Origin of the sequence: Microbacterium sp. (genome assembly GCF_011620665.1) — a bacterium.
Classification (GTDB): Bacteria; Actinomycetota; Actinomycetes; order Actinomycetales; family Microbacteriaceae; genus Microbacterium.
In genome coordinates, this window is record NZ_WOYQ01000028.1 from 1 (window position 1) to 7,527 (window position 7,527).

Here is a 7,527-nt window from a genome sequence, read left to right on the forward strand (position 1 = left end):
TGCCGCCCCACGCCGCGGCGCGAGAACCGGTCTCGAACGTGTCGCTCGCGTCCGTGCCGCCGAACGGCATCTGCATGTGGGTGTGGGCGTCGATGCCGCCGGGGATGACATACCGGCCGGTCGCGTCGATGACGCGGTCGACGGATGCCGCGATGTCTGTCCCGAGCAGCTCCGAGCCCGGCTGCAGGACCGCGACGATCGTCTCGCCGTCGATCAGCACGTCGGCCGCCGCGCGGCCGGTCGCCGAGACGACAGTGCCGCCGGTGATGAGTGTGGTGGTCATTGGAGTGTTCCTCTTCCGTTCTGCAGCGCTGCACTTTCCTGCGAGCGCTGTGTCTCGCGACGGCGCCCCCGCAGGTGACTGCAGCGCTCACGCGTCTCGGGTGCCGTGGTGGCGGTCATGGCTTCGCGATCATCGTGTACGAGTCGGGACGACGGTCGCGGTAGAACTGCCAGTCGTCGCGCATCTCCTGCACCATGTCCATGTCGAGGTCGCGGATGAGCACCTCTTCGTCGGTGGCCGACCCGCGCTCGCCGACGAAGTTGCCGCGCGGATCGATCACCTGGCTCGTGCCGTAGAAGTCCACGGCGAGTTCGCCGTACTCGTTGTCCTCGCGCCCGACGCGGTTCGGCTGCAGCACGAAGTAGCCGTTCGCGACGGCCGCGCACGGGCCCTCGATCTCCCACAGGCGGTTGGAGAGGCCGGGCTTGGTCGCGTTCGGGTTGAAGACGATGTGCGCGCCGTTCAGCCCCAGCTCGCGCCAGCCCTCGGGGAAGTGCCGGTCGTAGCAGATGTAGACGCCGATCTTGCCGACTGCCGTGTCGAACACGGGGTAGCCGAGGTTGCCGGGCCGGAAGTAGAACTTCTCCCAGAAGCGGTCCAGGTGCGGCAGGTGGTGCTTGCGGTACTTGCCGAGGATCGTCCCGTCGGCGTCGACGACGACGGCCGTGTTGTAGTACACGCCGGTGATGTCCTCCTCATAGATCGGGAGGATCATGACCATGTTCAGCTCGGCGGCCAGCGCCGCGAATCGCTGCACGATGGGCCCGTCGGCCGGTTCGGCGTAGCGGTAGTACTTCTTGTCCTCCGTGATGCCGAAGTACGGCCCGTAGAACAGCTCCTGGAAGCAGATGACCTGAGCGCCCTGCGCGGCGGCATCCCTCGCGAACCGCTCGTGCTTGTCGAGCATCGAATCCTTCTCGCCCGTCCAGGTGGTCTGGGTGATTGCCGCGCGCACCGTCGTCATGCTGGTCTCCATCCGTCCTCGACTGATCCTCTTCGTGCTGCCATCGACGGGGACCGGTTCGGGTGCCGGTGGGGATCGTCCCCCGCTGTTCGATCTTGGTCCTCCGACGTTTCCCGTCGGTTTCAGCCTGTGTCCGGACAGTAAAGCCTCAGGGCGATCCGGTGCAAGGGGGTTCCGGGATACGACTGCCGACCGATGCCGCGGCAGCGGTGATCTGCAGATACATCGCGGGATGGATGCCGCACCATCCTTTCCCCACATAGCGTGAAGCCGTGTTCCGTTCGCTCCAGCGCCACCAGATCGTCGTCGACGTGGCGATCGCGGCGGTGTTCTTCGCGCTCGTGCTGCCGGTCGAACTCATGGTCGCGCAGACAGGGACGATGAGCGTGCTCGGCGCGCCGGTCGCCGCCTTCATCGCCGTCGCGATCGCTCTCGTCTTCTCGGCGGCCCTGGCGATCCGGCGGTGGTCGCCGCCGTTCGCGCTCACTCTCGCCTGGGCGGGCGCGGTCGTGCAGATGTCGCTCGGTCGTCCGCCGACGGCCGCGGATCTGGCGATCTTCGGTGCGCTCTACGTGACCGCCGCCTACGGCACTGCGCGCGTCTACTGGGCGGGCTTCGCATCGGCGCTGCTGGGCTCCCTGGTCATCACCGCCTACTTGTTCGCGGGCCCGACGTTCACCGGTGGGGGCCTCTCGCTGAGCTCACTGCCGCTCGCCGTCGCCGTGCTGATCGCGGCGGCTTTCGCCCTCCTGCTGGCGTGGACGGTCGGGGCCCTCGTGCGTGCCGCGCTCCGCGCGCGGGACATCCGCGCGGCGCAGATGCGTGCCGAAGCCGAGGCGGCGGCCGAGCAGGAACGCGTGCGGATCGCACGCGACATGCACGATGTCGTCGCGCACTCGCTTGCGGTCGTGATCGCTCAGGCTGACGGAGCCCGGTATGCGGCCCCGGCCGATCTCGCCGCGGCGACCGACGCGCTCGGCACGATCTCCGCGACGGCCCGCGCGGCCCTCGCCGACGTGCGGGTGCTGCTGACTCAGCTGCGCAGGCCCTCCTCGCCGTCGACGCGGCAGCCGTCCGCGGGCGAGTGGGAGCGTGGGCACGCGGACCGCCCCCAGCCCACGCTCGCCGAGCTCGAAGAGCTTTACGCGCAGGTGCGCAACGCAGGAGTGGAACTGCGCGTCGACGTCGGTCCGGCACCGACCGTCGAGCCGTCGGCCGCCGTGCAGCTCGCGCTGTACCGCATCCTGCAGGAAGCGCTCACCAATGCGCTCCGCCACGGAGACGGCGGCCCTGTCTCCGTGCGCCTGGCGTGGCTGCCGACCGTGCACGAGGGCGGCGCGGGCGTCGAGGTCGAGGTGCGCAACCGACTCCGCCCGGGCGAGCAGCCCACCGAGAGCGGGCACGGGCTGATCGGCATGGGGGAGCGGGCGGGGCTCGTCGGAGGATGGCTGGGCGCCTCGGGCCACGACGGCGAGTTCACCGTGTCGGGCATCCTTCCCACGGGAGGCGGCGCGTGACCCCCATCCGGGTGGTGCTCGTCGATGACCAGGCGCTGTTCCGCGCCGGTGTCCGCATGCTGATCGACTCGCAACCCGATCTCGATGTCGTCGGCGAGGCATCCGACGGTCGAGAGGCTCTCCAGGTCGTGCGCGCGACACGACCCGACGTCGTGCTGATGGACATCCGGATGCCGGTCATGGACGGCCTGGCCGCCACCGCCGAACTGCTGCAGGATGATTCGCCGAGCGGCCACCCCCCGCGGATCGTGATGCTCACCACGTTCGATCTCGATGAAGCCGCGGCCCGTGCGATCCGGCAGGGGGCGAGCGGATTCCTGCTGAAGGACGCCGACCCCGAGTTCCTCCTCGCGGCGCTCCGCACGGTGCACTCCGGATCCGCGGTGATCGCGGCGTCGGCCACGCGTGACCTGTTCGCCCACTTCGCGGATGCCGCGCCACGTCCGGTCCCCGCCTCGTACGGCGATCTCACCGACCGCGAGCGGGAGATCTTCGCCCTCGCAGCCCGCGGGCTCTCCAACGCCGAGATCGCCGGCCGCGAATTCCTGTCGGAAGCCACCGTGAAGACCCACATCAGCCGCATCCTGTCGAAGCTCGCGCTGCGCGACCGCGTGCAGCTCGTCGTGTTCGCGTTCGAGCATGGTCTGGCGTGATGGATCCCCTGGGGTTCGGGGGATCAGGTGGCGGGTCGTCGTCAAGGGGGGCACATGCGGAGGGTCGGCTGACTAACCTCGGCTTATGCGTGTGACCACCTCGCGGCATCCCGTCATGTCCGCAGACCGGCAGCGGATGCTGCCGCGATGGGTGCGGCGGCTCGATCACGCGACCGCGCGCCGGATCAACGCGTCGCGCTCGTGGCACGTGCATGACCGCGCCTACTCGCGCCTGAGCCGGGCCGGCGACAACGGAGTGCTGTGGTACGCGGCGGCGGCGGCGCTCGCCGCGCTCGGTCATCACCGTGCGGCGGTGCGGGGGCTCGCGTCGATGCTCGTCGCGGCCGTCGTGTCGGACGTCGTCGTGAAGCGCTTCTTCGACGGCCCGCGGCCGCTCAGCGCCGACGTCCCCGCCCTCCGCCGCCTGCGCGCGTACCCGTCGAACCCGTCGTTTCCGTCGGCCCACTCGGCCAGCGCCGCCGGCTTCGCGACCGGTGTCTCCCTCGAGTCGCCGCGGGCGGGGCTGATCGTCGGGCCCGTCGCGGCGGCGGTCGCCCACTCACGGATGCACGTCGGCGCCCACTGGCTCTCGGACGTGGTCGGCGGCGTGCTGATCGGTGTGGGCGTGGCTGCGCTCGGAAGGCTGCTGGTGCCCGCCCGGACGCGCCCGGGAGCGTTCGAGCCGGACGTCGCGCAGATCGTCGAGCTCATCGAGCTGCCGCCTTCGCCGGATGGCTCGGGCGTGCTCATCGTGATGAACCGGGGTGCGGGCACCGCGGTGATCCGGCTCGATCCGCGCGCCACGATCTCCGAGCGGCTGCCCGCCGCGGTCGTGCGCGAGCTGGAGCCCGATGAGGAGATGGCCGACGTCGTGCGCGACATCATGGCGGGTGAGGAGCCGCCGCGGGTGCTCGGTGTGTACGGCGGCGACGGGTCGGTGTCGCGGATGGCGCAGCTCGCACTCGAGTTCGATGTGCCGTTCCTGCCGCTTCCCGGGGGCACGTTCAACCACTTCTCGCGCACGGCCGGAATCGAGTCGGTCGACCTCGCGATCGACGCGCTGCAGGCCGGATCGGGCATCGCCACGAGCATCGGCGAGCTCACCGTGGGAGACCGCACGACCGTCGTGCTCAATTCGGCATCGATCGGCATCTACCCAGAGTTCGTCGCCGAGCGCACGAAGCGCAAGCCGCACGTGGGCAAGTGGATCGCCGGCGTCGTGGCCACGTGGCACGGCCTGCGGGATGCCGAGCCGATCGACATCGTGATCGCCGGACGGCGTGCACGAGTCTGGTCGGTGTTCGCGAGCGTCGGGCGCAACACGCCCGGCCATGTCGCGACGTTCCAGCGGCGCACCCTGTCGGACGACGTTCTCGACGTACGCGTGCAGCACGCCCGCGGGTCACGCCTTCAGGCGGTGGCCGCGCTCTCGTTCGGGGCGACGACGCGGGCCCTGCTGCGCGCGCTGAGACTGCTCCCTCCGGCATCCGACATCGAGCACATCACCGCGACCGACATCGCGATCACGGTGCGGCCCCGACCCGGCGAGGCGACATTCTACGCGCACGACGGTGAGCTCCAACGCCGGCCCGCGGTCGGCGATGACCGCCGCTACACACTCACCTGCCGCATCGTGCCGAAGGCGCTGCGGGTCTACGCCCCGGCGCCGTCGCGCGAACGGGACGTGCTCGAGTCCTCCCCTCGGTGACGACCCCGCGTCATCCTTGCGATGTACGAGGATTGCCCTCGCGGCCGACGCGGGGAGGGGCATGCGATTCGTAGCGTCGGAGGCATGAACCTCTCATCCACAGACCTCGGGCTCGCCGCCCGGGTTCAGAACCTCACGAAGACCTACGGCCGTGGCGAAAGCGCGGTGCGCGCGCTCGACGACGTCAGCGTCGGCATCCGGCGTGGGCAGTTCACCGCGATCATGGGGCCGTCGGGCTCGGGCAAGTCCACGCTCATGCACATCATGGCGGGACTGGATGCCGCGAGCTCGGGCCGCGTGTGGATCGGCGACACCGACATCACGGCGCTGTCCGATCTCGAGCTCACGATTCTCCGGCGGCGCAGGGTCGGCTTCGTCTTCCAGGCCTTCAACCTCGTGCCGACCCTCGACGCGCTCGGCAACATCGCGCTCCCGTTCGACCTCGACGGCCGCCGGCCGAGCGCCCTCGAGCGGGCGCGCATCGACGGACTCGTCGAGACGCTCGGGCTCGGGTCGCGCCTGCGTCATCGCCCGCACGAGCTCAGCGGAGGCCAGCAGCAGCGCGTCGCGATCGCCCGCGCCCTCGCGACGGCCCCCGACCTGGTGTTCGCCGACGAGCCCACCGGCAACCTCGACTCGCGCAGCGGCCGCGAGGTGCTGAGCCTGCTCGCCACCGCGAGTCGCGATCACGGCCAGTCGATCGCAATGGTCACGCACGACCCGATCGCGGCGAGCCACGCCGATCGGGTGATCCTGCTCGGCGACGGTCGCGTCGTCGACGACAAACCGCGGCAGAGCGCCGAAGAGATCGCGGCCTACATGCTCGCCTCCGAGCTCGACGCGACGGCGGCCGTCGCATGACCGCGGTGATGACCGCCCCGAAGGTCGGGCAACGTCGAGCGGCCGCATCCGCTCCCCTCGCGTGGCTGAGCGAGCGCGGCATGGGCGCGAGCGTGCTGGTCGCGGCGATCTCGAGCGCGTTCGGAGTCGTGCTCATCTCGGCGACCGGATACATCGCGGCGATGCTGCGCGCCGACCCCTACATCGGCGACAGCGGCACACTCGACTTCGTGCTCGCCGTTCTCACGGTGCTCCTGGTGGGCGTCGCGGTCTACGTGGCCGCGATCGTGACCGCCAACACGTTCTCGACGGTGATCGCCGGCCGAACCCGGCGCATCGCGCTGCTGCGGCTCATCGGCGCGTCGGCCCGCGCGCAGCGCTCCGAGGTCGCGCGGCAGGGTCTGGTCGTGGGCGCGATCGGCGCGTTCCTCGGGCTGATAGCCGGCACGGCTGTGGCCGCCGCGGGCGTCTGGGCCGCAGGGCGGATGCTGGGGCTCGGCGAACTCGACTTCACCGTGGTCCAGCCCGCGCTGCTCATCCCCGCCGCGATCGTCTCGCTCACCACGTGGACGGCCGCGTGGGCGGGATCCCGCCGGGTGCTGACAGTGACCCCGCTGCAGGCACTGAGCGGCGCGGCCGAGGCGTCGCACGACCAGGTGTCGGCGCGCACCGGTCGCAACGTGGCGGCGTTCGGTCTGTTCGTGGCCGGCGGCGCGCTCCTTGCCGGCGGGATCGCGGTTGGCCTGATCTCGCCGCTCGGGGTGGTCGTGGCGTTCGGGGGCGGCATCCTGTCGTTCACCGGGCTCGCACGGGGAGCCGCGCTCTTCATGCCGCCGGTGCTGCGCCTCGTGGGACGCCTGTTCGGCCGATCGGCGACGGCGCGCCTGGCCGCCGAGAACGCGCTGCGGCACCCTGAGCGCTCGTCGCGCATGGCGATCGGCGTCGTGATGGGAGTGACGCTCGTGACGATGTTCGCGGTGGCGATCGAATCGGTGAAGGCCGTGATCGCGGCGTCGGGCGGGGGTGTGATGCCGTCGGAGCTGGAGACACTCCTCGACTCGTTCGCCGCGATCATGATGGCGCTCGTCGCCGTGTCGGCGGTGATCGCCGGGGTCGGGCTGGTCAACCTGCTCACGATCGGCGTCGTGCAGCGCCGCCGCGAACTCGGACTGCTGCGCGCGCTCGGCGTCTCGAACACACAGGTGCGCCTCATGGTGCTGCTGGAGGCGGCGCACGCCACGATCGCGGCGCTCGCGGCCGGCCTCGTGCTCGGCATCGCGTACGGCTGGGCGGGCGCGCAGTCGCTCCTCGGGTCGGTCGCGATGCCGCCTTCGTGGCAGGCGCCGACGCTCGTGTGGCCGGCGGTGCCGTTGTGGCCGGTCGTGGTGATCGTGGCGGCGACGGCGGTGCTCACGCTTGTGGCGGCGGTCGTGCCCACACGCCTCGCGACCCGCGTCGCGCCGGTCGAGGCGCTCGCCGAGTAGGTCAGGCGGGTGTCGGCGCCACGGCGGGCTCGGGGTCGTGCGCCCAGGTCGGCGCCATCGCCGTGATCCGCGCACCAC

Annotated in this window: 7 protein-coding genes; 5 read left to right on the forward strand and 2 right to left on the reverse strand. The window is 71.1% G+C overall.

The features are described from left to right. Positions 1 to 283 (reverse strand): amidohydrolase family protein (locus QZV81_RS04205; RefSeq protein WP_292832986.1); only part of this gene is annotated, 283 nt, incomplete at its 3' end. Between the two features lie 115 nt (positions 284 to 398). Continuing rightward, the gene (locus QZV81_RS04210; protein ID WP_292832989.1) at positions 399 to 1,247 is read right to left on the reverse strand and encodes a nitrilase-related carbon-nitrogen hydrolase; all 849 of its coding nucleotides are present in this window, start codon (positions 1,245 to 1,247) and stop codon (positions 399 to 401) included. Between the two features lie 272 nt (positions 1,248 to 1,519). Between QZV81_RS04210 and QZV81_RS04215 the strand changes: the two genes are divergently transcribed. The 5 genes from QZV81_RS04215 (at position 1,520) to QZV81_RS04235 (ending at position 7,449) form a co-directional block, all read left to right on the forward strand. Next, positions 1,520 to 2,764, forward strand: coding sequence for a histidine kinase (locus QZV81_RS04215; protein ID WP_292832992.1), 1,245 nt, complete (start codon positions 1,520 to 1,522; stop codon positions 2,762 to 2,764). Next, a complete protein-coding gene (locus tag QZV81_RS04220) occupies positions 2,761 to 3,417 on the forward strand; it encodes a response regulator transcription factor (RefSeq protein ID WP_292832995.1) in 657 nt (218 codons plus the stop codon). The genes QZV81_RS04215 and QZV81_RS04220 overlap by 4 nt, the downstream gene beginning before the upstream one ends. Positions 3,418 to 3,502: 85 nt before the next feature. Then, complete coding sequence (locus QZV81_RS04225) at positions 3,503 to 5,125, forward strand: bifunctional phosphatase PAP2/diacylglycerol kinase family protein (RefSeq protein WP_292832998.1); 1,623 nt, start codon at positions 3,503 to 3,505, stop codon at positions 5,123 to 5,125. A gap of 84 nt (positions 5,126 to 5,209) precedes the next feature. Further along, positions 5,210 to 5,986, forward strand: coding sequence for an ABC transporter ATP-binding protein (locus QZV81_RS04230; protein ID WP_292833001.1), 777 nt, complete (start codon positions 5,210 to 5,212; stop codon positions 5,984 to 5,986). An 8-nt stretch (positions 5,987 to 5,994) separates the two neighbouring features. After that, positions 5,995 to 7,449, forward strand: coding sequence for an ABC transporter permease (locus QZV81_RS04235; protein ID WP_292833004.1), 1,455 nt, complete (start codon positions 5,995 to 5,997; stop codon positions 7,447 to 7,449). The last annotated feature ends 78 nt before the right edge of the window (positions 7,450 to 7,527 follow it).

What these genes read in the sequence shown, in the direction of transcription:
- QZV81_RS04210 (WP_292832989.1), bottom strand. Translation starts at nt 1,247, where the DNA reads ATGACGACGGTGCGCGCGGCAATCACCCAGACCACCTGGACGGGCGAG.
- QZV81_RS04225 (WP_292832998.1), top strand. Translation starts at nt 3,503, where the DNA reads ATGCGTGTGACCACCTCGCGGCATCCCGTCATGTCCGCAGACCGGCAG.
- QZV81_RS04230 (WP_292833001.1), top strand. Translation starts at nt 5,210, where the DNA reads ATGAACCTCTCATCCACAGACCTCGGGCTCGCCGCCCGGGTTCAGAAC.
- QZV81_RS04235 (WP_292833004.1), top strand. Translation starts at nt 5,995, where the DNA reads ATGACCGCCCCGAAGGTCGGGCAACGTCGAGCGGCCGCATCCGCTCCC.